Source organism: Pseudomonas sp. SWRI92, from assembly GCF_014268685.1.
GTDB classification, from domain to species: Bacteria; Pseudomonadota; Gammaproteobacteria; order Pseudomonadales; family Pseudomonadaceae; genus Aquipseudomonas; species Aquipseudomonas marvdashtae.
The window spans coordinates 52,713-77,753 of sequence record NZ_JABWQY010000004.1 but is presented as its reverse complement, the minus strand read 5'-3'; the positions used below and the strand labels follow the sequence as shown (position 1 = coordinate 77,753).

The following is a 25,041-nucleotide window of genomic DNA, read 5'->3' as shown; positions in this document are numbered from 1 at the left end:
CGACATGACCGTTAATCTCGGCACCGCCAACGAATTCATCGCCCGCCACATCGGCCCGCGTGCAGACGACGAGCAAGCCATGCTCGAGCGCCTGGGCTTCGACTCCCTGCAAGCCCTGAGCGCCAGCGTCATCCCGGAAAGCATCAAGGGCACCAGCGTGCTGGACATGGGCGATGGCCAGAGCGAAGCCGACGCACTGGCCTCGATCAAGGCCATCGCCGCGAAGAACCAGCTGTTCAAGACCTACATCGGCCAGGGCTACTACAACTGCCACACCCCGTCGCCGATCTTGCGCAACCTATTGGAAAACCCGGCCTGGTACACCGCCTACACGCCGTACCAGCCTGAAATTTCCCAGGGCCGCCTCGAAGCGTTGTTGAATTTCCAGACACTGATCAGCGACCTCACCGGCCTGCCGATCGCCAACGCCTCGTTGCTGGACGAAGCCACCGCCGCCGCCGAAGCCATGACCTTCTGCAAGCGCCTGAGCAAGAACAAAGGCAGCAACGCGTTCTTCGCCTCCGTCCACAGCCACCCGCAAACCCTTGACGTGCTGCGCACCCGTGCCGAACCCCTGGGCATCGACGTGGTGGTGGGCGATGAGCGCGAACTGACCGATGTGAGCACGTTCTTCGGCGCGTTGCTGCAATACCCGGCCAGCAACGGCGACCTGTTCGACTATCGCGAACTGACCGAACGCTTCCACGCGGCCAATGCACTGGTGGCGGTCGCGGCTGACTTGTTGGCCCTGACGTTGCTGACCCCACCGGGTGAATTCGGCGCCGACGTCGCCATCGGCAGCGCCCAGCGCTTCGGCGTACCACTGGGCTTCGGCGGCCCGCACGCGGCGTATTTCTCCACCAAGGACGCGTTCAAGCGCGACATGCCGGGCCGTCTGGTCGGTGTTTCCGTGGACCGTTTCGGCAAGCCGGCCCTGCGCCTGGCGATGCAGACCCGCGAGCAACACATCCGCCGCGAGAAAGCCACGAGCAACATCTGCACCGCCCAAGTGCTGCTGGCCAACATCGCCAGCATGTACGCGGTGTACCACGGCCCTAAAGGCCTGACCCAGATCGCCAATCGCATCCATCACCTCACCGCGATCCTCGCCAAGGGCCTGGGCGCGCTGGGCCTGGACGTCGAGCAAGAGAGTTTCTTCGACACCCTGACCCTGCACACCGGCGCACAAACCGCCGCCCTGCTCGACAAGGCCCGTGCCCAGCGCATCAACCTGCGCGTAGTGGATGCTGAGCGCCTGGGCCTGTCCCTGGACGAAACCACCAGCCAGGCTGACGTGGAAAATCTCTGGGGACTGTTCGCCGACGGCAAGGCGCTGCCAGACTTCGCGGCCCTGGCCGCCAATGTCCAAAGCCGTATCCCGGCGGCGCTGGTGCGCCAGTCGGCGATCCTCAGCCACCCGGTGTTCAACCGCTACCACTCCGAAACCGAGCTGATGCGCTACCTGCGCAAGCTCGCCGACAAGGACCTGGCGCTGGATCGCACCATGATCCCGCTGGGTTCCTGCACCATGAAACTCAACGCCGCCAGCGAAATGATCCCGGTGACCTGGGCCGAGTTCGGCGCCCTGCACCCGTTCGCCCCTGCCGAGCAGAGCGCCGGCTACCAGCAACTGACCGACGAGCTGGAAGCCATGCTCTGCGCCGCCACCGGCTATGACGCGGTGTCGCTGCAACCCAACGCCGGTTCCCAGGGCGAATACGCCGGCCTGCTGGCGATCCGTGCCTATCACCAGAGCCGTGGCGAAGACCGCCGCGACATCTGCCTGATCCCGTCTTCGGCCCACGGCACCAACCCGGCCACCGCCAACATGGCCGGCATGCGCGTGGTCGTGACCGCCTGCGATGCCCGTGGCAACGTCGACATCGAAGACCTGCGCGCCAAAGCCATCGAGCACCGCGAACACCTCGCCGCGCTGATGATCACCTACCCGTCCACCCACGGCGTGTTCGAGGAAGGCATCCGCGAGATCTGCGGCATCATTCATGACAACGGCGGCCAGGTGTACATCGACGGCGCCAACATGAATGCGATGGTCGGCCTCTGCGCACCGGGCAAATTCGGCGGCGACGTGTCGCACCTGAACCTGCACAAGACTTTCTGCATCCCTCACGGCGGTGGCGGCCCGGGCGTCGGCCCGATCGGCGTCAAGTCGCACCTGGCGCCGTTCCTGCCGGGCCACGCCAACATGGCGCGCAAGGAAGGCGCGGTGTGCGCGGCACCGTTCGGCAGCGCGAGCATCCTGCCGATCACCTGGATGTACATTCGCATGATGGGCGGCGCCGGCCTCAAGCGCGCCTCGCAACTGGCGATCCTCAACGCCAACTACATCGCCCGTCGCCTGGAAGAGCATTACCCAGTGCTCTACTCCGGCAGCAACGGCTTGGTGGCCCACGAATGCATCCTCGACCTGCGTCCGCTCAAGGACAGCAGCGGCATCAGCGTCGATGACGTCGCCAAGCGCCTGATCGACTTCGGTTTCCACGCCCCGACCATGTCGTTCCCGGTGGCCGGCACGTTGATGATCGAGCCGACCGAAAGCGAATCCAAGGAAGAACTGGACCGCTTCTGCGACGCCATGATCTGCATTCGCGAAGAAATCCGCGCGGTGGAAAACGGCAGCCTGGACAAAGATGACAACCCGCTGAAGAACGCCCCGCACACTGCGGCGGAACTCGTCGGCGACTGGACTCACCCGTACAGCCGCGAACAAGCAGTCTACCCGGTGGCGTCGTTGATCGAAGGCAAGTACTGGCCGCCAGTGGGCCGGGTCGACAACGTGTTCGGCGACCGCAACCTCGTGTGCGCCTGCCCATCGATCGAAAGCTACGCTTGACCTGAATGGAGGGCAGTCCATCTGCCCTTCGCTCCTTGCGCATGTGAATGCTCGCCTGCGCAAGGGATATAGGTCATACCTCTCACGTCGATCCTCATAAAAAGAAACCGGAGAAACACCATGTCGTTAAGCGTGTTCGACCTGTTCAAGATCGGCATCGGCCCTTCCAGCTCCCATACGGTCGGCCCGATGCGTGCCGCCGCCCGTTTCGCCGAAGGGCTGCGTCGTGATGACCTGCTCAATGCCACTGCCAGCGTCAAGGTCGAGCTCTACGGCTCGCTCGGTGCCACGGGCAAAGGACACGGCAGTGACAAGGCCGTGCTGCTGGGCCTGGAAGGCGAGCACCCGGACACCGTGGACACCGAAACAGTCGACGCCCGCCTGCAGCAGATTCGCAGCAGCGGTCGCCTGAACCTGTTGGGTGAACACTCCATCGAATTCAATGAAAAGCTGCACCTGGCGATGATCCGCAAACCGTTGGCCTTTCACCCCAACGGCATGATCTTCCGCGCCTTCGACGCGGCGGGCCTGCAAGTGCGCAGCCGCGAGTACTACTCGGTGGGTGGAGGTTTTGTGGTCGATGAAGGCGCGGCCGGCGCTGACCGGATCGTCGAGGACGCCACGCCCCTGACTTTCCCGTTCAAGAGCGCCAAGGACCTGCTCGCCCATTGCACTACCTACGGCCTGTCCATCAGCCAAGTGATGCTGACCAACGAAAGTGCCTGGCGCCCCGAAGCCGAAACCCGCGCCGGCCTGCTGAAAATCTGGCAGGTGATGCAGGATTGCGTGGCCGCTGGCTGTCGCAACGAAGGGATTTTGCCAGGCGGGCTGAAGGTCAAGCGCCGTGCCGCGGCGCTGCATCGACAGCTGTGCAAGAACCCGGAAGCCGCCCTGCGCGACCCGTTGTCGGTGCTGGACTGGGTCAACCTGTACGCCCTGGCGGTCAACGAAGAAAACGCCTATGGCGGGCGCGTCGTGACCGCGCCCACCAACGGCGCGGCCGGAATCGTGCCGGCGGTGCTGCATTACTACATGCGCTTCATTCCGGGCGCCAATGAAGATGGCGTGGTGCGGTTCCTGCTGACCGCCGCCGCCATCGGCATCTTGTACAAGGAAAACGCCTCCATCTCCGGCGCCGAAGTCGGCTGCCAGGGCGAAGTCGGCGTGGCTTGCTCCATGGCTGCCGGCGCCTTGTGCGAAGTCTTGGGCGGTACGGTGCAGCAAGTGGAAAACGCCGCCGAAATCGGCATGGAACACAACCTCGGCCTGACCTGCGACCCCATTGGTGGCCTGGTGCAAGTGCCGTGCATCGAGCGCAACGCCATGGGCTCGGTGAAGGCCATCAATGCGGTGCGCATGGCCATGCGCGGCGACGGGCATCACTTCGTCTCCCTCGATAAAGTCATCCGCACCATGCGCCAGACCGGCGCCGACATGAAAAGCAAATACAAGGAGACCGCCCGCGGCGGTCTGGCGGTCAACATCATCGAATGCTGATGCGTGCCATCCACAAATTCCAGGAGCTGATATGTCCACCGAACAACTGTTGAAAACCCCGCTGCATTCGCTGCACCTTGAACTCGGCGCGCGCATGGTGCCATTCGCCGGCTACGACATGCCGGTGCAATACCCACTGGGCGTAATGAAGGAACACCAGCACACCCGCGATCAGGCCGGCCTCTTCGACGTGTCCCACATGGGCCAGATCCGGCTGACCGGGGCGGGTGCCGCCAAGGCCTTGGAAAGCCTGGTGCCGGTGGACATCATCGACCTGCCGGTGGGCATGCAGCGCTATGCCATGTTCACCAACGAGAACGGCGGCATCCTCGATGACCTGATGGTCGCCAACCTGGGCAATGACGAACTGTTCCTGGTGGTCAACGCGGCCTGCAAGGATCAGGACCTGGCCCACCTGCGCGCCCACATCGGCGACCAGTGCAGCATCGAGCCGCTGTTCGAAGCCCGCGCCCTGCTCGCCCTGCAAGGCCCGGCCGCCGTCACCGTGCTCGCACGCCTGGCGCCGGACGTGGCGAAGATGACCTTCATGCAGTTCCAGCGCGTTACGTTGCTGGGCGTGGATTGTTTTGTCAGCCGTTCGGGCTACACCGGTGAAGACGGCTTCGAGATCTCCGTGCCGGCTGCCGATGCGGAGAAACTCGCCCGTGCCCTGCTGGCCGAACCGGAAGTCGCGGCCATTGGCCTTGGCGCCCGTGATTCGCTGCGCCTGGAAGCCGGCCTGTGTCTCTACGGCCACGACATGAACACCGAGACCACGCCAATCGAAGCCAGCCTGCTGTGGGCCATTTCCAAGGTCCGACGCGCCGATGGCGCCCGCGCCGGTGGTTTTCCTGGGGCTGAAACCGTTTTCGCCCAACAACAGGGCGGTGTGGCCCGCAAACGCGTCGGCCTGCTGCCCCAGGAACGTACACCGGTGCGCGAAGGTGCCGAGATCGTCAACGAAGCGGGCGAGACCATCGGCACCGTGTGCAGCGGCGGTTTCGGCCCGACCTTGGGCGGGCCGTTGGCGATGGGTTACCTGGACAGCGCTTACGTTGCACTGGATACGCAAGTCTGGGCCATTGTTCGTGGGAAAAAGGTGCCTTTGCTTGTAAGCAAAACGCCATTTGTTCCACAGCGCTACTATCGCGGTTGATTAGTTGTTTCTATAAGTAACGCGGTTGCGTTGTACGTGCACTAATGTGTAACGCAACCGCCATAAAAGGGTGCATGTTTAGATATTCACGCGCGCTTATAACGCCACGGAACAACTGGACTTGCCTTTCGAATAAGCCTTCCCCAGCGAAACTTCTAAACTGCCACCAAGATGAGCAATTCCGGGCCCTTGAGGGGGGTTGTATTTTCGCTGGAAGTTGGCGTAGAGTTTCGTCACTGTGTTTGCATGGGTCGCTTGGATCGTGACCTGGGCAGTAGCCTACGAAGTTAGCTACATCCCGTTCGACGTCATCTTACTTTCCTGCAACCCAGCCCCAGTACTCTTTCGCCTGGAAAGAGGCTGTCATTAATTTAGCGTCAAGGAAATAAGAAAATGTCCCAACGTCAGAGCGGTACCGTCAAGTGGTTCAACGACGAAAAAGGTTTTGGTTTCATTACTCCTGAAAGCGGTCCGGATCTGTTCGTACACTTCCGTGCTATCCAGGGCAACGGCTTCAAGAGCCTGAAAGAAGGCCAGAAAGTCACTTTCGTTGCCGTGCAAGGCCAGAAAGGCATGCAGGCTGACGAGGTTCAAGCCGAAGCCTGAGGCTTTCGCGAACTAAAAAGCCCCTGATTGATATCAGGGGCTTTTTTATGGCTGCAAATCCGTAAAATGGCTTCTTTTTTCCGCCGAGGCCCTCATGCCGAAACACCTGCTCACCCCCCAGGGCGACTTTCCTCCCGCCGGCTTGGGTCGTCGCCTGGCGGCGATGTTCTATGACTTTCTGCTGTGCACGGCGCTGCTGATCGTGACCGGCGGCGTGTACAAGATGATCCAGATGGCAATCATCGGCGAAGAAAAGATGCGTGCCCTCACCGACGCCGGCGCGCTGGACGGAGACCCGCTGCTGTCCACCGTGCTGTTATTCGTGCTGTTCGGTTTTTTTGCCAAGTTCTGGACCCACAACGGCCAGACCCTGGGCATGCAGGTCTGGTGCATCCGCGTACAGAATGCCGACGGCACCGCCATCAGCCTGTGGCAGGCGCTGTTGCGATTCGTGGTGTCGATTGCGTCGTTGCTGCTGGTGGGCGCAGGCTTCATCTGGGCGCTGTTCGACAAGCGCCAGCGCAGCTGGCATGACATCTACTCGGATACGCAGCTGGTGCGGGTTCCGAAGAAGACCAAGTAAGAACACCACATGTTTGATCGTTCCCACGCTCCGCGTGGGAACGCCTCTACGGACGCTCCGCGTTCGGCTTTTTGGGACGCAGAGCGTCCCTGGCTACATTCCCACGCGGAGCGTGGGAACGATCATAGGCCTCAAGACTTCTTGAAGCCTCGAATCTTCCAACAATCAGGCATTCCCCGCCAACTTCATCCGCGCTGCCTGGGTGAAGTCCAGCATGCGCTTGAGCGGGCGAATCGCGTGGGGGATCAAGGCCGGGTCGACGAAGATCTCGTTGCTGCCGTCTTTCAGCGCCTGGAGCGTGCGCTCCAGGGTGTTCATCGCCATCCACGGACAATGTGCACAACTGCGGCAGGCCGCGCCGTTGCCGGCCGTTGGTGCTTCGATGAAGACTTTGTCGGGGCACAACTGCTGCATCTTGTAGAAAATGCCGCGGTCGGTGGCGACGATCAGCGTCTTGTTCGGCAAGCTCTGCGCTGCGGCAATCAACTGGCTGGTGGAACCCACGGCGTCCGCAAGCTCGATCACCGACGTCGGCGATTCCGGGTGCACCAGGATGGCGGCGTCCGGGTACAGCGCCTTCATGTCTTCCAGCTGCTTGGACTTGAACTCTTCGTGGACGATGCAGGCACCGTCCCAGAGCAGCATGTCGGCGCCGGTCTTGCGCTGGATGTAGGTGCCCAGGTGTTTGTCCGGTCCCCAAATGATCGTCTCGCCGTTGTCCATCAGGCTCTCGACGATTTCCAGCGCGCAGCTGGACGTCACAACCCAGTCGGCCCGGGCCTTGACCGCCGCCGAAGTGTTGGCGTAGACCACCACGGTGCGCTCCGGATGCTGGTCGCAGAACGCCGAGAACTCATCCACCGGGCAGCCCAGGTCCAGGGAGCAGGTGGCTTCCAGGGTCGGCATCAATACGCGTTTTTCAGGGTTGAGAATCTTGGCGGTCTCGCCCATGAACTTGACCCCGGCCACCACCACGGTCTTGGCCGGATGGGCGTTGCCGAAGCGGGCCATTTCCAGGGAGTCGGACACGCAGCCGCCGGTCTCTTCGGCCAGGGCCTGGATGATCGGATCACAATAGAAGTGCGCGACCAGCACCGCGTCCTGAGCCTTGAGCTCGGCGGCAATGGCGGCGCGGTACCAGGCCTCTTGCTCGGCGGTCAGCGGCTTGGGCTGCTTGGCATCGAGATGGGCCTGGACCAGAAGGCGTTCGGAAATTTGCGTCATATTCGCAAGACCTATGGGCGCATTTGCGCGAAAGTCGAGTATACACCCGGCTCCGGACCACTCGGGTACCGCCGGGAAAGTGAGTATCTATCAGGCACGGGACAGCGTGAAGCCGGCAAGGCTACAGAATATCCCGCCGTTGCAAAAGATCATTCTGACCTGCGCCCGACCACCGAAACGGACGCGTCCAGCAAGCTGACTGAAATGTAATCACCCGCCGCGTCCGGCTGTGTCATCTTCTTTTCCAACCGGCACAGGGCAGCGCTTCTGTGCCTGCTTCAAAATCGAGCGATGGATTGAACGGCATGCAATCGAACACTTCCAGGCGAACTTTCGTAAAGGGCCTGGCCGCAGGAGGCCTCCTGAGCGGCCTCGGCCTTTGGCGCCCGCCCGTCTGGGCCGTCACCAGCCCCGGCCAGCCCAACGTACTCACCGGCAGCGAATTCGATCTGTTCATCGGCGAGAGCCCGGTCAATTTCACCGGCAGCCCACGCACCGCACAAACCATCAACGGCGGTATTCCCGGCCCGCTGCTGCGCTGGCGCGAAGGCGATACCGTGACCCTGCGAGTGCGCAATCGCTTGGAGGACACCACGTCCATTCACTGGCACGGCATCCTGCTGCCGGCCAACATGGACGGCGTGCCGGGACTGAGCTTCAAGGGCATCGAGCCCGGTGGCGTGTACGTGTATCAATTCAAGGTCCGGCAAAACGGCACCTACTGGTACCACAGTCACTCCGGTTTCCAGGAACAGTCCGGCGTCTACGGCCCGCTGGTGATCGACGCCAAGGAACCCGAGCCCTTCCAGTACGAACGGGACTACGTGGTGATGCTCACCGACTGGACCGATGAAGACCCCGGCGACATCCTGAGCAAGCTCAAGAAACAATCGGACTACTACAACTACAACAAACGCACCGTCGGCGACTTCATCGACGACGTGGGCAAGAACGGCTGGGCCAGCACCGTGGCCGATCGCAAGATGTGGGCCGAGATGAAGATGAACCCCACTGACCTCGCCGACGTCAGTGGCGCCACCTACACCTACCTCATGAACGGCCAGGCGCCGGACATGAACTGGACCGGCCTGTTCAAACCTGGCGAACGCCTTCGCCTGCGCTTTATCAACGGCTCGGCCATGAGCTATTTCGACGTGCGCATTCCCGGCTTGAAGATGACGGTGGTGGCCTCCGACGGCCAATACGTCACACCGGTGAGCGTCGATGAGTTCCGGATCGCCGTGGCCGAAACCTACGACGTCATCGTCGAACCGACCCAAGAGGCCTACACGCTGTTCGCCCAGTCGATGGACCGCACCGGCTATGCTCGCGGTACGCTCGCTACCAAGGCCGGGTTGTCAGCGCCAGTACCGCCACTGGATCCCCGACCCTTGGTCACCATGGACGACATGGGCATGGGCGGTATGGATCATGGCTCGATGCAGGGCATGGATCACAGCCAGATGCAGGGCATGGACAGCATGCTCTCGCATCCCGATACCGAGAAAGACAACCCCTTGGTAGACATGCAGGCCATGAGCGCCAAGCCCAAGCTCGACGACCCGGGCATCGGCCTGCGCAACAACGGTCGCAAGGTGCTGACTTATTCGGACTTGCGCAGCACATTCCCCGACCCCGACGGCCGCGACCCCGGCCGAACGATCGAGCTGCACCTGACCGGGCACATGGAAAAATTCGCCTGGTCGTTCAACGGCGTGAAGTTCTCCGACGCCGCGCCACTGCTGCTCAAGTATGGCGAACGCCTGCGCATCGTGCTGATCAACGACACCATGATGACCCACCCTATCCACTTGCACGGCATGTGGAGCGACCTGGAAGATGAGAACGGCCAGTTCCTGGTCCGCAAACACACCATCGACGTGCCACCGGGTTCCAGGCGCAGCTACCGCGTGACCGCTGATGCGCTTGGACGCTGGGCCTATCACTGCCACCTGCTGTTCCATATGGAAATGGGCATGTTCCGTGAAGTCCGGGTGCAGGAATGAGGAGCCGACCATGATCAGCCTGTTGAAATACCCCAGCCTGCCCGTGGCCGCCCTTGCCCTCGGCACCAGCGTTTCGGCCTGGGCGGCGAGCGACACGATGCAAGGCATGGATCACAGCCAGATGCAGGGGATGGACCATGGCCAGATGCAAGGCATGGACTCGATGCAGGGCATGGAGCCGATGCAGTCGGCCCCCGTCACCAGCCGCACGCCAATCCCGGAGCTGACCGCTGCCGACCGCGCCGCCGTCTATGAGGATCATGGCGGGCATGCGGTGCATGACAGCGCCATCCATTGGTTTTTTCTCATCGACCAACTCGAATGGCAAGACGCCAATGACGGCAGCGCCCTGAGCTGGGATGCCTCCGGCTGGATTGGCGGCGACATCGATCGTCTATGGCTGCGCTCCGAAGGCGAGCGCCTCAACGGCAAGACTGAAGAAGCCGAGCTCCAGGCCCTGTGGGGACATGCCATCAGCCCGTGGTGGGACGTGGTGGCCGGCGTGCGCCAGGACTTCAAGCCAGGCGATCCGCAAACCTGGGCCGCGTTCGGTGTGCAAGGCATGGCGCTGTACAACTTCGAAGCCGAGGCCACCGCGTTCATCGGCGAAGGCGGCCAGAGCGCGGCACGCCTGGAAGGCGACTACGACATCTTGCTGACCAACCGTCTGATCCTGCAGCCCACCGCCGAAGCCAACTTCTACGGCAAGAACGACCCCGCCCATGGCGTCGGCTCGGGACTGTCAGACACCGAAGTCGGCCTGCGGCTGCGCTACGAAATCCGCCGCGAGTTCGCCCCCTATATCGGCGTCACCTGGAACCGTGTCTACGGCAATACCGCCGATTACGCCCGGGATGAAGGCGAAGACCGCAGCGAAGCACGCCTGGTGCTAGGCGTGCGCCTGTGGTTCTGATCCGCTGACCTGCTTCACTTAAAACTAAAAACGAGCTGTAGGAGTCCTTGCATGTCATTCATCAAAACCGCTGTCGCCTTGTCCGCCGGCCTGTTGTTCAGTGGCTTGGCCCAGGCCCATCCGAAACTGCTGTCCTCCACGCCAGCCGAAGGCGCCGAAGGTGCGGCACCGGCGAAGATCGAGCTGCACTTTTCCGAAAATCTCATTACCAAGTTCTCCGGCGCCAAGCTGGTGATGACCGCGATGCCCGGCATGTCGGCCCATGCGCCGATGGCCATGGCGGCCAGGGTTTCCGGCAGCGACGATCCAAAAACCATGGTTATCACGCCGAATGCCCCACTCAGCGCCGGCACCTATCAAGTCCAGTGGCGCGCGGTATCGTCCGACACTCACCCGATCACCGGCAACGTCACGTTTAAGGTGAAGTGAGTCGATGAGCGACTCGATCAACATCGCGCTGCGCTTCGCCCTGTACCTGGACCTGATGTTGCTGTTCGGCCTGGCCGCGTTTGGCCTCTACAGCCTGCGAGGCCAGGAACGGGTGTCCGGCGCGCAGTTGCCTTTCGCGCCGCTGTTGGTGATCACGGCGCTGCTGGGTGGGTTGCTCTCCTTGGCTGCGATGGCGTGCATGGCCTGGGCCATGAGCGGCGCTTCGGCGTGGGCCGAACTGTGGCCGCACATTGAAATGATGGTACTGGAAACCGAGGTCGGCTTGGCTTGCACGTTGCGCATCGCGGCGTTGCTGCTGGCCGGTTTTGCCGTGGCGCTCAATAAACCTTGGCCGACGGCCAGCCTGGCCCTGGTCACCCTGGGCGGGGCTGTGGCGCTGGCGACGCTGGCCTGGGCAGGTCACGGCGCCATGAACGAAGGGTCACGCCGCAACTGGCACTTCATCACCGACTTCCTGCACCTGTGGGCGGCAGGTGGCTGGATCGGCGCCTTGGCCGCGTTTGCCCTCCTGCTTCGCCAGGCCGAACCTCAGCTGGCGATACTGGTCCGGGCATTGGTTGGGTTTGAAACCGTCGGGGCGGTGATCGTGACAGTCATCAGCGTGACAGGCGTGGCCAATTATCTGTTCATCGTCGGCCCAAGTGTCGCAGGGCTGTTCGACAGCACTTATGGTCAGTTGCTGACGTTCAAGCTCATCTTGTTCTCGGTCATGCTGGTGTTCGCCGCGCTGAACCGTTTTCGCCTGACTCCGCTGCTGGAACAGGCCCGACAGACCGGCGAGCACCGCATCGCGGTAAGTGCGCTGCGGCGCAGCATGGCTTTGGAGTTATTCGTAGCCGTCGTGATTCTTGGATTGGTGGCGTGGCTTGGGACGCTGAGTCCGGCGATGGAATGACCGTCTCGCGCCCCATGAGTCCGTGGCGAGGGAGCTTGCTCCCTCGCCAAAGGCCGAGTGGGCGGCATTTAATTATTCGATAAGCCCCGCCAGTTTTCAGTTTGCCCAAAGCAGGTTGCCGCAGCCTTAATAGCGCTTTGTTCTGGCCAAGGCCCTGTTATGGAAAACATTCGAACCTCAAGCACCCACGCCGTCTGGCTGATGGTCAGCATCGTGCTGGTGGCACTGAATCTGCGGCCTTCGATGGCTGCGGTCGGGCCGTTGTTATCGGCCATTCGCGGCGAGGTGCCCTTGAGTTTCAGCATGGCATCGCTACTGACCATGTTGCCGGTCATGGCGATGGGCCTGGCGATGTTCCTGGGCATGCGCGTTGCCCTGCGCATCGGTGAACACCGCACCGTCGTCCTGTCGCTGTTGATCATCGCTATCGCCACGGCGTCGCGCTTGTATCTGGACAGCGCCGCTGGATTGATCGCCAGTGCGGTCGTGGCCGGAATCGGGATCGCCCTGATCCAGGCGGTGATGCCGGCACTGATCAAGTCGCGCTTCGCCGGCAACGTCTCGCTGTTCATGGGGCTGTATGTCACGTCGATCATGGGCGGAGCGGCCATTGCCGCGTCGTTCTCTCCCCTCGTCCTGGCGCAGACCGGCAGTTGGCGCACCGGCCTGGCGATCTGGGCGCTGCTGGCCGTGGTCGCACTCGGCTGCTGGTACGCACAACGCCGCGCCGTAACGCCCTTGCCTGAAACACCGGCGCGCCCACAGGCATCGTTCTTCACCAGCGGGCGGGCCTGGTTGCTGGCACTCTTTTTCGGCATGGGTACCGCGTCCTACACCTGCGTCCTGGCCTGGTTGGCGCCGTATTACCTGGAAAAAGGCTGGAGCGAACAGCAAGCCGGCCTGCTGCTGGGGTTTCTCACCGCGATGGAAGTGTTGTCCGGCCTCGTCACGCCGGCAATAGCCAACCGCAGTCAGGATAAACGCTTGGTATTGGCCGCGCTGCTGGCCCTGATCATGGCTGGCTTCTGCGGCATGATCCTCAGCCCGGAACGCTTGAGCCTGCTGTGGCCATGCCTGCTGGGGTTGGGTATCGGCGGCCTGTTCCCGATGAGTCTGATCGTGTCCCTCGACCATCTGGAAAGTCCACGCCGTGCCGGTGCGCTGACGGCGTTCGTGCAGGGTATCGGCTACCTGATCGCCGGGCTCTCGCCATTGATTGCCGGGATGATTCGCGATCAGTCGGGCAGCTTCGAATGGGCCTGGTGGTCGCTCACAGCGGTAACAACGCTGATGCTGCTGATGGTGTTGCGCTTCAATCCCAAGCAATACGCGCGGCGGATTGGCTAGGCATCGACCGTAACGGCAAGTATAAAGGTCCCTTTCTTCAGGGACAGGGACGGTACGTACGGATGGCGCCGAGAACAACCGATGCTCATTAGCAACCAGCTCAGAAAGCTGGACATGCAAGACTTGATGGTGTTTGTCGCGGTATACGAACAGGGCAACGTCACCAAGGTCTCCGAAGCACTGTGTGTCAGCCAGTCGACCGTGAGCTACTGCCTGAAGAAACTGCGCATCAGCTTCGAAGACGAGCTGTTCATCAACACTCGCAGTGGCATGTGCCCCACCCACAAAGCCGCCGCCATGTACGGCCAGATACTTGAGATCCTCAAGACGATCAACCAATGCCACGTGGGCAAGCAGGCGTTCGATCCGAGTCAGGCAGCAGTAACCTTCACCGTTTGCGCGCCGGAGTATTTCGAACTGCTGATCCTGCCGAAACTCGTTAAACGCTTCATCGGCAGCAGTTTTCCGGTGGTCATCAACATCACCAAATTCCAGCGGGATATCCCGGTGGGCGCATTGGAGGAAGATCGCTTCGATCTTGTCGTGTGTTTCGGCCCGAATTTCCATGGCGACAGCCAAGGCTTGCACTCACAGACCCTGCTCGAAGATGAGCTGATGTGCGTGGTCGATAAACATTTCTCGGGACCCAACGAAGCGTTAAGCCTGGAGGACTTCGTCGCATGCAAGCATATCTTTCCGACACCTTGGACGTCTGACACCAACATGATCGATGGCTGGCTCGATCGACAGGGTCATAGGCGGCAGATCGTTGCCCGAGCCAACAGCTACGTGGCAGCGTTGAACCTGGTCGCCGGAACCGACTTTATCCTGACGCTGCCCAAGCGCATCCAGGCATTGCTTTGCGACAAAGAGAAATTCGCCGAGCGCCAGCCACCGGCGGGCCTGCCGAACTTTACGCTGGACATGGTGTGGAACGAGAAAGCCAGCCAGGACAGCGCCAATATCTGGTTGCGCCAGCAGATCATGCAAGTGTGTTCGGAGGAAGGATTGCGCTGACTCCGATCAGGCCAGCGAACTTTTCTGCAGGCAAAAAAAAATCCGGAAATCCTCACTTGCGTGGGCCTTCCAGACTTTTAAAACTACAGAAAATGGTGGGTCGTGTGGGATTCGAACCTACGACCAATTGGTTAAAAGCCAACTGCTCTACCAACTGAGCTAACGACCCTCTGTGTGGTGGCGCGTATAATACTGATTTCTAAGGACTATTCAACACTTAATTTGAAATAAATCAAAAATAAGGGGTTGGATCGCTTACGCCCGCCGCTGCGAAGCCTTCGGCACGCAGTCGGCAGCTGTCGCACTTGCCACAAGCGCGGCCCTGATCATCGGCTTGGTAGCACGAAACGGTCAGGCCATAGTCCACGCCCAGCTTCACTCCCGCCTTGATGATGTCGGCCTTGCTGAGGTTTTGCAGCGGCGCCTGGATGCGGAAACCCTGTCCTTCTACGCCGGCCTTGGTCGCCAGGTTGGCCATGCGCTCGAACGACTCGACGAATTCCGGGCGGCAGTCCGGGTAACCGGAATAATCCACGGCGTTGACGCCAATAAAGATGTCGCGGGCCTGCAGCACTTCGGCCCAGCCCAGCGCCAGCGATAGGAACACGGTGTTGCGCGCCGGCACATAGGTCACCGGAATGCCTTCGCTCGGCGCCTCGGGCACGTCAATGGAGCTGTCGGTCAGGGCCGAACCACCAATGCCGTTGAGGTTCAGGCCGATCACCTTGTGCTCGACTACGCCGAGGTCACGGGCTACCCGCTCGGCGGCATGAAGCTCGGCGCGGTGACGCTGGCCGTAATCGAAACTCATGGTGTAGCAGCTATAGCCGTCTGCTCGGGCCATGGCCACGACGGTTGCCGAGTCCAGGCCACCGGACAGCAGGATGACCGCGCGCTTTTCAGAAATCGTGTCTTGCTCAATCATGTCAGCGCCCCGGCTCGTCGTTCCAAAGATATTTATGCAGCTGCAATTGCAGGCGCACCGGCAAATTGTCCGCCACGACCCAATCGGCCAGTTCCCGGGCATTGAGGTCGTGATGACTCGGTGAAAACAACACCTCGCCGGCCCGCCGGTCGAGACCATACTGGATCAGTTTGGACACGGCCCAGTCGTAGTCTTCCCTTGAGCAGATGACAAACTTGACCTGATCGTTGGGGGTCAACAGCTCGACGTTCTCGTAACGGTTGCGATGCGCTTCCTTGGAACCTGGGGTTTTCAGGTCCAGGACGCGACTGACCCGTGGGTCGACCGGCGAAATGTCCAGGGCGCCGCTGGTTTCCAGCGAGACCTCATAGCCGGCATCGCACAACTGCTTGAGCAATGGGATGACGTTGGGTTGCGCCAAGGGCTCACCGCCGGTGACGCAAACATAGCGGGGGCGAAAGCCGGCCACTTGTTCGAGGAGATCGTCGAGGGTTCGCAAGGTGCCGCCGCTGAAGGCATAGGCACTGTCGCAGTATTGGCAACGCAACGGGCAACCGGTGAGGCGCACAAATACAGTAGGCAGCCCGGCCGTCCGCGTTTCACCCTGCAACGAGTAAAAAACTTCGGTAATTCTCAATGTGTCTTGCATAGTCGCCACGGGCGTAACAGCTAAACAGGCTGTCCGCCTCCGTCAGGCACTTCAAGCAACCCCGCCAACGCGTAGATCCCAAGAAGCGTGTTTCAGAAAAAGGGCGTGAATTCTAACGAAAAAACCCGCGACAAGCGCGGGTTTCTTCCAAGCGGGTCAAACAGCCTTACATGCGCTGCAGATCGCGCTGGGCCAGCTGGGCGGCGGAGGTACCCGGGTATTGGGCCACCACCTGCTGCAGAATGCCTTTTACCTTGTCGGTATGACCAAGGCGGCGTTCCACGTCAGCCAGCTTGTACAGCGAATCCGGCACCTTGGCGTGCTTGGGATACAGCTGCGAGACCTTGGCGAACGCCTGGCCGGCACCTTGCAGGTCACCTTTGGCCAGGTTCACTTCACCCAACCAGTATTGGGCATTACCCGAGTACTGGCTGTTGGGGTATTTGCGCAGGAAAGCGGAGAAGGCCTGGCTGGCCTTATCGAAATCCTTGGCCTTGATCAGGTCGAAGGCGGCATCGTAATAGAGCTTTTCCTTCGCCGGATCAGCCGGCTCACCACCGGCTGCAGGTGCTGCTGCCCCGGCGCCTGCGGCTGCACCGGGAGCGTTCAAGTCGCCACCGGCAGGAGAATTCTCAGGAGTCGCGGCAGGTGCAACGCCGGTTCCTATGCGCCGATCAAGATCCTGGTATCGCTCCAGGTTTTCTTGCTTCATGCGCGAAATATCATTTTGCAGTTCTTCGATCACACCCTGTTGGCGCGAGATCTGATCCTGCATTTGCTGCAGTTGGTTGAACAGCTGGCCCTGTGCCGAGACAGGGGCCGAAACCCCTCCCCCGGCATAGGCGCCGTTCGTACCGTAACCTGCAGGCGGATAACTGCTCCCGCTATTATCATAGCCGGTCTGGTTATCGACCACAGGAACCGCAGCCCACGCCGCAAGCGGCGCGAGGCTGAGAGCCAGAACAGTTACAGCACGACGGCACGTTCGCATGACGAATTACTTACGCAGTTCGACGCGACGGTTTTGAGCCCAGGACTGCTCGTCGTTGCCGGTAGCAACTGGACGCTCTTCGCCGTAGGAAACCAGTTCCAGCTGAGCTGGGGAAACACCTTGCAGTACCAGGTAGCGTTGAACGGCTTTCGCACGACGCTCGCCCAGTGCCATGTTGTACTCACGAGTACCACGTTCGTCGGTGTTGCCTTCCAGAACAACGCGAGCGCCGTTTGCTTTCAGGTCTTTGGCGTGAACGTCCAGAGCGCGCATGGCTTCTGGCTTCAGGTCCGAGCTGTCGTATTCGAAGTAGAAGGTGGTGATTGCGCGCAGAGCAGCTTCTTCGCTCAGGGAGCCGTCAACTGCACCAGTGTTAGCGCCGTAACCAGCGTTTGGATCAACAGCGCCTTCACCGGCGTTGTCGCCGCCTTTGGACGAGCAACCTACAGCTACAGCCATGGCCAGAGCCAGCGCAGCAAATTTACCAAACTTCAGCATTTCCATCGTGAAACTCCTAATGAACCCCAGTGTGTTAAGTAAAACGTATTGCGCCGCGTCAGTTCAGGTAAGGGGACCAGGACGGTTCTCTGACTTCGCCTTGAGCGGTAGGAAGCGGGAGCCTCACGCGTCCATTAATGGACACGAGCATCAAGACTCCCCGGCCCTGCTGGCGGGTGGCGTAGATTACCATGGTGCCGTTGGGCGCAACAGTAGGTGACTCGTCCAGAGTGCTATCAGTGAGGATTTTTACGCTACCGCGCTGCAAATCCTGGGCCGCCACCTTGAAATTGGTGAATCCATCCTGGCGATGGATCATCACCAGGGTCTTTTCGTCCGCCGACAGTTTAGGGTTGGCGTTGTAGTTACCCACGAACGTCACCCGCTCGGCACCGCCGCCACCGGCGCTGGTCTTGTAGATCTGCGGTTTGCCGCCACGGTCGGAGGTGAAGTAGATGGTCGAGCCATCCTTGCCCCAGAACGGTTCGGTGTTGATGCCCGGGCCATTGGTGACGCGGGAAATCGAACGCGACGCCAGGTTCATCACATAGATGTCCGGGTTACCGTCCTTGGACAGCACGAACGCCAGGCGGGTACCGTCCGGCGACCAGGCTGGCGCGCCGTTCAGGCCTTCGAAGTTGGTAATCTGCTCGCGACGACCGGTGTCGATGTGCTGCATGAAGATGCGTGGACGCTTCTGTTCGAACGATACATAGGCGATACGCTTGCCATCGGGGGCGAAACGCGGCGACAGGATCGGCTCGCGCGACTGCAGCAGGGTCACTGCACGAGCACCGTCATAGTCGGAACGCTGCAGGGTGTAGCGGGTATTTTTCTCGGAGAAGCGTTCGGCTGTCACGTAGAGCATGCGAGTAGAGAACGCGCCCTTGATGCCGGTGAGTTTCTCGAACGACTGGTCGGAGATGTAGTGCGCCATGTCGCGCAGCTGGTCGACGCTGCCCGACACGCTGCCGGTCAGCACTTGCTGCTCGGTGGCGACGTTGAACAGGGCGTATTGCACCTGCAGGCGACCGCCGGCCGGAACGATGCTGCCGACCATGATGTACTGGGCGCCCAGGGCCTTCCAGTCACGGTAGATGACTTCGCTGGCCTGGGTCGGCAAGCCGATCATGTTCTGCTTCGGAATCGGCGCGTAGTAACCCGAGTTGCGCAGGTCGTTGCCGATGATTTCAGCCATGTCGTCCGGCAGGACGCTGCCGCCCTGCCAACCGAACGGAACGACGGCGATAGGGGTCGCCCGGTCGCTGCCGCTGGTGACCAGGATGTTCTTTTCCTCTGCTACCGCTATCCCTGCCAGGCAGCAGATAACGACAAGCATTGATCGAAGAAGGTTTCTCACAAGGCTAGATCCTCAGGTGTGAATGTCATCTTGAACGAACGATAGGGAGCAAAATCGCTCGGCTTCATTCCTTGCATTTCCGTCAATCGCCCAATGTTCTTGACCGCCGCGACCGCCGAAGCGTCGAACGGACCATCGCCACTGGACTTGGCCACGCTGACCGAGGTAACCGTACCGTCGGGCAACATGCCGATTTGCAATACTACCGTCATGCCTTTGCGCGCCGAAGGTGGACGAGCCCAGCCTTCCGCCGCTCGTGCGCGAATCAGATCGTCGAAGCTGCCGGCGACTTCATCGCCCTGCTCATCGGCCAATGCCTGCTGGCGCTCCGGCGTGTCGGAAAGCAAATCTGCCAAGGCCTGGGCCTTTTTCTCTTCGGCGGATTTACGCGCTGCGTCCTGGGCCTTTTTCTTGGCGGCGTCGGCGGCGGCTTTCTTCTTCGCGTCTTCGGCGACTTTCTTTTTCGCCTCGTCAGCTTCAGCTTTCTTCTTGGCGTCTTCGGCCGCTTTTTTCTTCGCGTCCTCGACAATCTTTTTCTTCGCTTCTTCAGCGGCCGCTTTCTTGGCCTCTTCTTCAGCGGCTTTCTTGGCTTCTTCTTCGGATTTCTTCTTGGCTATATCAGCCAATTGTTTCTCTTCTGCCTTCTTGGCCTCGGCGGTTTTCTTCGCTTCGTCGGCTTTCTTGGCTTCGTCTGCCTTCTTCGCCTCATCGGCCTTCTTGGCTTCTTCGGCCTTTTGAGCAGCTTCCTCTTTCTTTTGTTCCGCTGCTCTCACCGCTTCCTGCTCGACCTTTTTCTGCTCCATCTGCTCGACTTCAGTCTGGCGCGCGGCGGATTTCTTCGCCTCGCCAGCCAGCTTCTGGTTGGTCTGCGTAGTCGCCTGGCTTTTCGACTTGAGCTGGTACAGGGTCGCCTGCACGATCGGCTTGGCCGGCGGCAGCTCCGGGGTCATGGCAAAACTGACGAACAGCATACCGAACACCAGCACGTGCAGGCCGATGGCCAGGACACTGGGCCAGAAGTAGCTTTCCGAGGCGGACGGCTCTCGCTGTTGTTGCATCAGGGGGCCTCGGTGATCAAGCCAACATTACCGACCCCGGCTTTCTGCAAACCGCCCATGGCACCCATGACGGCACCGTAGTCGACGGTCTTGTCGCCGCGAATGAAGACCTGGGTGCGTTTGCCGTTACTGTTACCGGCGTTGATGATCTTTGTCACCGCATCGGTCATCTGCGGCAAGGTCATGGCGCGGTCCTGCTGCTTCTCGGTATCGACTTCGCTGCCAAGGTTCCAGTAATAGGTCTTGTCAGCCTTGATCGAAATGGTCAGTACCTGGGTGTTGTTGTCCTGCGGCAAGGCTTCGCTGGAAACCTTGGGCAGATCAACCTTCACGCCCTGATTGAGCATCGGCGCGGTCACCATGAAGATGACCAGCAGCACCAACATCACGTCGATGTAGGGCACTACGTTCATCTCGGCGACCGGCTTGCGCTTTTTTCGGGCTCGAGCGATTAAAGCCATTGGGAAATACCTGCTTATTCTTCGCTGGTGTGCACTTTGCGGTGCAGGATCGCCTGGAATTCATCGGCGAAGGTGTAGTAGCGGCTGGTCAGCGTTTCGCTGCGGGCAGCGAAGCGGTTGTAGGCAATAACGGCCGGGATCGCCGCGAACAGGCCGATGGCCGTGGCGATCAGCGCCTCGGCGATGCCTGGGGCCACGGTGGCCAGGGTTGCCTGCTGGGCGGATGCCAGGCCACGGAAGGAGTTCATGATCCCCCACACGGTACCGAACAGGCCGATGTACGGGCTGACCGAACCGACGGTCGCCAGGAACGGCAGGCCCTGTTCGAGTTTTTCTTCTTCGCGGGAGATGGCGACTCGCATGGCACGGGCCACACCTTCCATCACCGCTTCAGGATCGACGCCCGGTTGCTGGCGCAGACGGGAAAACTCCTTGAAGCCGGCACGGAAGATCTGTTCGACACCCGAATCAGGGTCCGGGTTGCTGCCGGCCTGGCGATACAGCTTGGACAGGTCGATGCCGGACCAGAAGCGCTCCTCGAAGCTCTCCAGGGCACGGCGACCGGCGCGCAGCATGTTGCTGCGCTGAAAGATCATGATCCATGAGGTCACCGATGCGGCTACCAGGATCAGCATTACCAGTTGCACCACGACACTGGCATTGCTGACCAGGCTCCACATGGAGGAATGGTCGACGACGTTAGCTTCCACGCTTTATCTCCTGCTCTGAGTGTGTACCCGCGCCGCTCACGCCGGCAAAGGCCGCGCGTAGAGCTTCGGGAATGGCCCGGGGTTTCAAACTATGGGTGCGCACACAGGCCACCAAAAACTGCCCTTCGCAGAGCAGCACATTATCCGCAGCCCGCCTGACCTGCTGCTTGAAGCGCAGGCTGACGCGGTTCAATTCGATGACATCGGCACTTACCAGCAGCTCGTCGTCCAGTCGCGCCGGCGCGTGGTAGCGCGCTTCGCTGGAATGCACGACGAATAACAGGTCCTCCCCTGCCAGCGCGGATTGGGCGAAACCCAGTTCCCGCAGCCGTTCGGTTCGAGCCCGTTCCATAAACTTGAGGTAATTGACGTAGTAAACGATGCCGCCGGCATCGGTGTCCTCGTAATAAACGCGACAGCGATGTGCGAACGACTCCAGCCCGTTTTGCGCGCGCATACTCTAGTGCTTACTCCTCGGGTTGCCAATCCGGCCAGGCAACTGTTTTTTCATTCTCGAATGCATTGACGCTCCAGGCGTGGTCTGGGACAGCACGAACCGGAAAAAAGTCGGGATAAAGAACGCGCTCAATCGTCCACCGCATCGAGGAATTCGTCTACCACCGGCATCTCACCCATTCGTGTCGGGATGTTTAAGCCAAAGTGCAGATAGGCGTGACGCGTCACCACGCGCCCGCGCGGGGTGCGCATGATATAGCCCTGTTGGATCAGGTACGGCTCCAGCACATCTTCGATGGTATGGCGCTCTTCGCTGATGGCCGCGGCCAGGCTGTCGACGCCCACCGGGCCACCGTCGAACTTCTCGATCATGGTCAGCAGCAGACGCCGGTCCTGGTGATCGAAGCCGCGCTCGTCGATGTCCAGCAGGTTCAAGGCCAGGTCGGCAATCGGCTTGGTGATGTGGCCCTTGGCGCGAACCTCGGCAAAGTCGCGGACGCGGCGCAACAGTCGGTTGGCGATCCGCGGCGTGCCCCGGGCCCGACGGGCGATCTCGTAGGCACCGTCCGGGTCCAGCGGCAAACCGAGGATGCTGGCCGAGCGGCTGACGATGGTCGCCAGGTCGGCGTTGTTATAGAACTCCAGGCGCTGGACGATACCGAAGCGGTCTCGCAGCGGGTTGGTCAGCATGCCGGCGCGGGTGGTGGCACCCACCAGGGTGAAGGGCGGCAGGTCGAGCTTGATGGAACGCGCCGCCGGCCCCTCGCCGATCATGATGTCGAGCTGGAAATCTTCCATGGCCGGATACAGCACTTCCTCGACGATCGGCGACAGCCTGTGTATTTCGTCGATGAACAGCACGTCGTGAGGTTCTAGATTGGTCAGCAGCGCCGCCAAGTCACCCGGGCGCTCGAGGACTGGTCCGGAGGTGCTTTTGATCGACACGCCCATTTCCTGGGCGATGATATTGGCCAGGGTGGTCTTGCCCAGGCCCGGCGGACCGAAGATCAACGTGTGATCCAGGGACTCGCCGCGCCCACGGGCGGCCTGGATGAACAGCTCCATCTGCTCGCGCACGGTCGGCTGGCCGATGTAGTCGGCCAGGCTGACGGGGCGGATCGCGCGGTCCTGGATTTCCTCGCGGTCACGGGGCGCGCCCGTGGCGGCGATGAGACGGTCAGCTTCAATCACTTAAATCATTCCCTTCAGGGCACGGCGAATCATATCTTCAGTGCTCAGGCCTTTTTCCTTGATGGCGGAAATCGCCTTGCTGGCTTCCTGCGGCTTGTAGCCCAGGGAGATCAGGGCAGTGACCGCATCGCTCTCGGCGCTGACCGCTGGCGTAAGCGCGTCCGGCTCGTTCGGCTGATTCGGCACCAGGGCGAACATCGCCGGTACCGCCTCCCAGGCCTTGAAGCGGTCCTTGAGCTCGACCAACAAGCGCTCGGCGGTTTTCTTGCCCACTCCCGGCACCTTGGTCAGCGCCGAGGTGTCCTGGGATTGCACGCAACGGATCAACTCATCGACTTCCAGACTCGACATCAAGGCCAGGGCCAGCTTCGGGCCGACGCCATTGAGGCGGATCAGCTCGCGAAAGAAATCCCGCTCGCGCTTGCCGAAGAAGCCATAGAGTAACTGGGCATCTTCGCGCACGACCAAATGGGTGTGCAGGGTCAGCGGCTCGCCGACCGACGGCAAGCGATACAGCGTGGTCATGGGCACTTCCAGCTCATAGCCCAGGCCGTTTACATCCAGAATCAGGTGCGGCGGCTGTTTTTCAGCCAGGGTGCCGCGCAAGCGTCCAATCACGTTTCAGATCCTTGGGCGTTGGCCAGCCGCTGGCTGGCGAGTAACAACACGAGCATCAAGGCCGACGATACAGGCGCAATTTGCTCGGGCTCATGAATGAATGCGCTGATGCTATCAGAGACGCAGGCGCCCGCCACGACTGCGTGCGGTTCCCAGGCCATGGGGCAACAGGCTGGAACGGGTGTGGGCATGGCAAATGGCGATGGCCAGGGCGTCGGAGGCGTCGATCTGCGGCTTGCTGACCAGTTTCAGCAAATGCATGACCATCATCTGCACCTGTTCCTTGTTCGCCGCCCCGGTACCGACGACCGCCTGCTTGACCTGGGTCGCGGTGTATTCGGCGATCTCCAGGTTTTCCTCGGCACCCGCCACAATGGCCGCACCCCGGGCCTGCCCCAGCTTCAGGGCCGAATCGGCGTTGCGCGCCATGAAGACCCGTTCGATACCCATGGTCACCGGGCCGTAGGTCTGGATGACTTCGCGCACGCCGCGATAAACAATCTGCAAGCGCTCGTGCAGTTCGCCCGCCCCGGTGCGGATGCAGCCAGACGCAACGTACACACAGCCGCGCCCGGTATCGCGAACCACACCGTAGCCGGTGATGCGCGAACCGGGGTCGATACCAAGGATTAAAGTCATAACGCCTGCGAAAGGTAGTGCGGTTGCAAGAGAATACAGCTCACCGAAGGCTTGCAGTGAATCCGTGGCGAGGGAGCTTGCTCCCGCTGGGCTGCGCAGCAGACCTTTTTTGGGAGCGCTTCGCACTCCAGCGGGAGCAAGCTCCCTCGCCACAATGATTTCAAATCAAACCCGGCATTGAGCCTGTCAGCCCAGCTGTTCAGCCACCGACTCCGGGATGTCAGCGTTGGAGTAGACGTTCTGCACATCGTCCAGGTCTTCCAGCATGTCGATCAACTTGATCACTTTCTCGGCGCCTTCCAGATCCAATTCGGCACTGGTGGTTGGCTGCATGACGATTTCCGCGTCGGCCGGCGCAAAACCCGCAGCTTCCAAGGCGTTGCGCACGGCATAGAAACTGGCGAACGAGGTGAACACGTCGAACGAACCGTCCTCATGGCTGACCACGTCATCGGCGTCGGCTTCCAAGGCCGCTTCTGTCAACGCATCCTCATCGATACCCGGCGCGAAGCTGATCTGCCCCTTGCGCTCGAACAGGTAAGCCACCGAGCCATCGGTGCCCAGGTTGCCACCGCATTTGCTGAACGCATGACGCACGGCGGCAGCGGTACGGTTGCGGTTGTCGGTCATGCATTCGACCATCACCGCCACGCCGCCCGGGCCATACCCTTCGTAGGTCAGCTCTTCAACGTTGTCGGCCTCGGTCGCACCGGCGCCACGGGCGATGGCCCGGTCGATGATGTCGCGGCTCATGTTGGCACCCAAGGCCTTGTCCAGGGCCAGGCGCAGGCGCGGGTTGGAACCCGGATCGCCGCCACCCTGGCGGGCCGCGACCGTCAGCTCACGGATCCACTTGGTGAAGATCTTGCCTCTCTTGGCATCCTGACGTTCTTTGCGGTGCTTGATGTTCGCCCACTTGGAATGACCTGCCATAACT

The 25,041-nt window shown here is 61.2% G+C and carries 25 protein-coding genes and 1 tRNA gene; 11 read left to right on the top strand and 15 right to left on the bottom strand.

Annotated elements, in window-relative coordinates; all coding sequences use genetic code 11:
- Positions 1-4 precede the first annotated feature (4 nt).
- The 5 genes from gcvP to HU762_RS09075 all read left to right on the top strand — a co-directional run bounded on the left by gcvP (position 5) and on the right by HU762_RS09075 (position 6,696).
- Positions 5-2,854: an aminomethyl-transferring glycine dehydrogenase gene (gene gcvP / locus HU762_RS09095; protein WP_186635651.1), complete on the top strand. Its 2,850-nt coding sequence runs from the start codon at positions 5-7 to the stop codon at positions 2,852-2,854.
- Between the two features lie 120 nt (positions 2,855-2,974).
- On the top strand, positions 2,975-4,351 hold the full coding sequence (locus tag HU762_RS09090; protein ID WP_186635648.1) for an L-serine ammonia-lyase: 1,377 nt from the start codon (positions 2,975-2,977) through the stop codon (positions 4,349-4,351).
- 31 nt (positions 4,352-4,382) lie between these two features.
- Positions 4,383-5,507: a glycine cleavage system aminomethyltransferase GcvT gene (gene gcvT, locus HU762_RS09085; RefSeq protein WP_186635645.1), complete on the top strand. Its 1,125-nt coding sequence runs from the start codon at positions 4,383-4,385 to the stop codon at positions 5,505-5,507.
- Between the two features lie 393 nt (positions 5,508-5,900).
- On the top strand, positions 5,901-6,113 hold the full coding sequence (locus HU762_RS09080; RefSeq protein ID WP_003175786.1) for a cold shock domain-containing protein: 213 nt from the start codon (positions 5,901-5,903) through the stop codon (positions 6,111-6,113).
- A gap of 94 nt (positions 6,114-6,207) precedes the next feature.
- Positions 6,208-6,696 carry an RDD family protein gene (locus tag HU762_RS09075; protein ID WP_186635642.1) on the top strand — a complete coding sequence of 163 codons (489 nt, stop codon included), beginning with the start codon at positions 6,208-6,210 and terminating at the stop codon, positions 6,694-6,696.
- A gap of 165 nt (positions 6,697-6,861) precedes the next feature.
- Here HU762_RS09075 and nadA read toward each other — a convergent pair whose 3' ends face one another.
- The gene (gene nadA / locus HU762_RS09070; protein WP_186635639.1) at positions 6,862-7,920 is read right to left on the bottom strand and encodes a quinolinate synthase NadA; all 1,059 of its coding nucleotides are present in this window, start codon (positions 7,918-7,920) and stop codon (positions 6,862-6,864) included.
- Positions 7,921-8,225: 305 nt separating this feature from the next.
- Between nadA and HU762_RS09065 the strand changes: the two genes are divergently transcribed.
- The 6 genes from HU762_RS09065 to HU762_RS09040 all read left to right on the top strand — a co-directional run bounded on the left by HU762_RS09065 (position 8,226) and on the right by HU762_RS09040 (position 14,548).
- On the top strand, positions 8,226-9,926 hold the full coding sequence (locus HU762_RS09065; RefSeq protein WP_186635636.1) for a copper resistance system multicopper oxidase: 1,701 nt from the start codon (positions 8,226-8,228) through the stop codon (positions 9,924-9,926).
- Between the two features lie 10 nt (positions 9,927-9,936).
- The gene (locus HU762_RS09060; protein ID WP_186635633.1) at positions 9,937-10,839 is read left to right on the top strand and encodes a copper resistance protein B; all 903 of its coding nucleotides are present in this window, start codon (positions 9,937-9,939) and stop codon (positions 10,837-10,839) included.
- A gap of 51 nt (positions 10,840-10,890) precedes the next feature.
- Positions 10,891-11,268 carry a copper homeostasis periplasmic binding protein CopC gene (gene copC, locus HU762_RS09055; protein ID WP_186635630.1) on the top strand — a complete coding sequence of 126 codons (378 nt, stop codon included), beginning with the start codon at positions 10,891-10,893 and terminating at the stop codon, positions 11,266-11,268.
- 4 nt (positions 11,269-11,272) lie between these two features.
- Positions 11,273-12,184: a copper homeostasis membrane protein CopD gene (gene copD / locus HU762_RS09050; RefSeq protein WP_186635627.1), complete on the top strand. Its 912-nt coding sequence runs from the start codon at positions 11,273-11,275 to the stop codon at positions 12,182-12,184.
- 159 nt (positions 12,185-12,343) lie between these two features.
- The gene (locus HU762_RS09045) at positions 12,344-13,531 is read left to right on the top strand and encodes a cyanate transporter (protein WP_186635624.1); all 1,188 of its coding nucleotides are present in this window, start codon (positions 12,344-12,346) and stop codon (positions 13,529-13,531) included.
- Positions 13,532-13,612: 81 nt separating this feature from the next.
- Entirely contained in the window at positions 13,613-14,548 is a 936-nt protein-coding gene (locus HU762_RS09040) for a LysR family transcriptional regulator (protein WP_186635621.1), read from the top strand.
- Positions 14,549-14,641: 93 nt separating this feature from the next.
- Here the strand turns inward: HU762_RS09040 and HU762_RS09035 are convergent.
- From HU762_RS09035 to HU762_RS08970, 14 genes are all read right to left on the bottom strand, one after another.
- A tRNA-Lys gene (locus HU762_RS09035) sits at positions 14,642-14,717 on the bottom strand.
- A gap of 63 nt (positions 14,718-14,780) precedes the next feature.
- On the bottom strand, positions 14,781-15,455 hold the full coding sequence (gene queC / locus HU762_RS09030) for a 7-cyano-7-deazaguanine synthase QueC (protein ID WP_186636264.1): 675 nt from the start codon (positions 15,453-15,455) through the stop codon (positions 14,781-14,783).
- Positions 15,456-15,474: 19 nt separating this feature from the next.
- Complete coding sequence (queE, locus tag HU762_RS09025) at positions 15,475-16,122, bottom strand: 7-carboxy-7-deazaguanine synthase QueE (protein WP_186635618.1); 648 nt, start codon at positions 16,120-16,122, stop codon at positions 15,475-15,477.
- Positions 16,123-16,288: 166 nt separating this feature from the next.
- Positions 16,289-17,113, bottom strand: a complete 825-nt coding sequence (ybgF, locus tag HU762_RS09020) for a tol-pal system protein YbgF (protein ID WP_186635615.1) — start codon at positions 17,111-17,113, stop codon at positions 16,289-16,291.
- Positions 17,114-17,119: 6 nt separating this feature from the next.
- Entirely contained in the window at positions 17,120-17,617 is a 498-nt protein-coding gene (pal, locus tag HU762_RS09015; RefSeq protein ID WP_003178634.1) for a peptidoglycan-associated lipoprotein Pal, read from the bottom strand.
- A gap of 52 nt (positions 17,618-17,669) precedes the next feature.
- Complete coding sequence (gene tolB, locus HU762_RS09010; RefSeq protein WP_186635613.1) at positions 17,670-18,950, bottom strand: Tol-Pal system beta propeller repeat protein TolB; 1,281 nt, start codon at positions 18,948-18,950, stop codon at positions 17,670-17,672.
- A 17-nt stretch (positions 18,951-18,967) separates the two neighbouring features.
- Positions 18,968-20,029 (bottom strand): cell envelope integrity protein TolA, encoded by a 1,062-nt coding sequence (gene tolA / locus HU762_RS09005; RefSeq protein ID WP_186635610.1) that lies wholly within the window; start codon positions 20,027-20,029, stop codon positions 18,968-18,970.
- Positions 20,029-20,481: a protein TolR gene (tolR, locus tag HU762_RS09000; RefSeq protein ID WP_162277330.1), complete on the bottom strand. Its 453-nt coding sequence runs from the start codon at positions 20,479-20,481 to the stop codon at positions 20,029-20,031. The genes tolA and tolR overlap by 1 nt, the downstream gene beginning before the upstream one ends.
- Positions 20,482-20,504: 23 nt before the next feature.
- A complete protein-coding gene (gene tolQ / locus HU762_RS08995; RefSeq protein ID WP_039591698.1) occupies positions 20,505-21,200 on the bottom strand; it encodes a protein TolQ in 696 nt (231 codons plus the stop codon).
- Positions 21,190-21,657, bottom strand: a complete 468-nt coding sequence (gene ybgC, locus HU762_RS08990) for a tol-pal system-associated acyl-CoA thioesterase (RefSeq protein WP_186611665.1) — start codon at positions 21,655-21,657, stop codon at positions 21,190-21,192. The genes tolQ and ybgC overlap by 11 nt, the downstream gene beginning before the upstream one ends.
- A 128-nt stretch (positions 21,658-21,785) precedes the next feature.
- On the bottom strand, positions 21,786-22,847 hold the full coding sequence (gene ruvB, locus HU762_RS08985; RefSeq protein WP_186635607.1) for a Holliday junction branch migration DNA helicase RuvB: 1,062 nt from the start codon (positions 22,845-22,847) through the stop codon (positions 21,786-21,788).
- Positions 22,848-23,465, bottom strand: a complete 618-nt coding sequence (gene ruvA, locus HU762_RS08980) for a Holliday junction branch migration protein RuvA (RefSeq protein ID WP_186635605.1) — start codon at positions 23,463-23,465, stop codon at positions 22,848-22,850. It abuts the gene before it with no gap.
- Positions 23,466-23,579: 114 nt separating this feature from the next.
- Entirely contained in the window at positions 23,580-24,104 is a 525-nt protein-coding gene (gene ruvC, locus HU762_RS08975) for a crossover junction endodeoxyribonuclease RuvC (protein ID WP_014339919.1), read from the bottom strand.
- A gap of 186 nt (positions 24,105-24,290) precedes the next feature.
- The gene (locus HU762_RS08970) at positions 24,291-25,037 is read right to left on the bottom strand and encodes a YebC/PmpR family DNA-binding transcriptional regulator (RefSeq protein ID WP_186635602.1); all 747 of its coding nucleotides are present in this window, start codon (positions 25,035-25,037) and stop codon (positions 24,291-24,293) included.
- Positions 25,038-25,041: the final 4 nt, after the last annotated feature.

Bases quoted from the DNA above. Each gene is read 5' to 3' on its own strand.
- gcvP (WP_186635651.1), top strand. From the start codon at position 5: ATGACCGTTAATCTCGGCACCGCCAACGAATTCATCGCCCGCCACATC.
- HU762_RS09090 (WP_186635648.1), top strand. From the start codon at position 2,975: ATGTCGTTAAGCGTGTTCGACCTGTTCAAGATCGGCATCGGCCCTTCC.
- gcvT (WP_186635645.1), top strand. From the start codon at position 4,383: ATGTCCACCGAACAACTGTTGAAAACCCCGCTGCATTCGCTGCACCTT.
- HU762_RS09080 (WP_003175786.1), top strand. From the start codon at position 5,901: ATGTCCCAACGTCAGAGCGGTACCGTCAAGTGGTTCAACGACGAAAAA.
- HU762_RS09075 (WP_186635642.1), top strand. From the start codon at position 6,208: ATGCCGAAACACCTGCTCACCCCCCAGGGCGACTTTCCTCCCGCCGGC.
- nadA (WP_186635639.1), bottom strand. From the start codon at position 7,920: ATGACGCAAATTTCCGAACGCCTTCTGGTCCAGGCCCATCTCGATGCC.
- HU762_RS09065 (WP_186635636.1), top strand. From the start codon at position 8,226: ATGCAATCGAACACTTCCAGGCGAACTTTCGTAAAGGGCCTGGCCGCA.
- HU762_RS09060 (WP_186635633.1), top strand. From the start codon at position 9,937: ATGATCAGCCTGTTGAAATACCCCAGCCTGCCCGTGGCCGCCCTTGCC.
- copC (WP_186635630.1), top strand. From the start codon at position 10,891: ATGTCATTCATCAAAACCGCTGTCGCCTTGTCCGCCGGCCTGTTGTTC.
- copD (WP_186635627.1), top strand. From the start codon at position 11,273: ATGAGCGACTCGATCAACATCGCGCTGCGCTTCGCCCTGTACCTGGAC.
- HU762_RS09045 (WP_186635624.1), top strand. From the start codon at position 12,344: ATGGAAAACATTCGAACCTCAAGCACCCACGCCGTCTGGCTGATGGTC.
- HU762_RS09040 (WP_186635621.1), top strand. From the start codon at position 13,613: ATGCTCATTAGCAACCAGCTCAGAAAGCTGGACATGCAAGACTTGATG.
- queE (WP_186635618.1), bottom strand. From the start codon at position 16,122: ATGCAAGACACATTGAGAATTACCGAAGTTTTTTACTCGTTGCAGGGT.
- ybgF (WP_186635615.1), bottom strand. From the start codon at position 17,113: ATGCGAACGTGCCGTCGTGCTGTAACTGTTCTGGCTCTCAGCCTCGCG.
- pal (WP_003178634.1), bottom strand. From the start codon at position 17,617: ATGGAAATGCTGAAGTTTGGTAAATTTGCTGCGCTGGCTCTGGCCATG.
- tolB (WP_186635613.1), bottom strand. From the start codon at position 18,950: ATGCTTGTCGTTATCTGCTGCCTGGCAGGGATAGCGGTAGCAGAGGAA.
- tolA (WP_186635610.1), bottom strand. From the start codon at position 20,029: ATGCAACAACAGCGAGAGCCGTCCGCCTCGGAAAGCTACTTCTGGCCC.
- ybgC (WP_186611665.1), bottom strand. From the start codon at position 21,657: ATGCGCGCGCAAAACGGGCTGGAGTCGTTCGCACATCGCTGTCGCGTT.
- ruvC (WP_014339919.1), bottom strand. From the start codon at position 24,104: ATGACTTTAATCCTTGGTATCGACCCCGGTTCGCGCATCACCGGCTAC.
- HU762_RS08970 (WP_186635602.1), bottom strand. From the start codon at position 25,037: ATGGCAGGTCATTCCAAGTGGGCGAACATCAAGCACCGCAAAGAACGT.